The organism is Halomonas sp. SIMBA_159 (assembly GCF_046536035.1).
GTDB lineage: Bacteria > Pseudomonadota > Gammaproteobacteria > Pseudomonadales > Halomonadaceae > Vreelandella > Vreelandella venusta_A.
This window is the reverse complement of sequence record NZ_JAWJBT010001115.1, coordinates 1-252: the sequence shown is the minus strand read 5'-3', so window position 1 is coordinate 252 and position 252 is coordinate 1. Positions and strand designations below refer to the sequence as shown.

Here is a 252-nt window from a genome sequence, read left to right as displayed (position 1 = left end):
CGGCATCAATAGCAAGTTGGGGCATCCGTAACCGTACTCGACCAAGTACGGCGTGCGCGATCGCGTAACCTTGTAGATTGACTTCTCCATCTGTAGTTTCTTCTTTTTGTGGAATCGCTTCCGTTTCCGCCACCAGTTGGGGGGCTTGTTCTTTCAATTGCGTAAACACTTGGCGCACGACACTAGCGACTAATAAATTGACTAATAACGCATTTGCCCCGCGTAGTTGAAAGCGACTGGTTACAAATAATC

At 48.0% G+C, this 252-nt stretch carries 1 protein-coding gene; it reads right to left on the bottom strand.

Features of this window, described 5'->3' with window-relative positions; genetic code table 11:
- Positions 1 to 252, bottom strand: a 252-nt coding sequence (locus R0J87_RS22735) for a hypothetical protein (RefSeq protein ID WP_498889189.1), incomplete at both ends; no start/stop codon positions are given.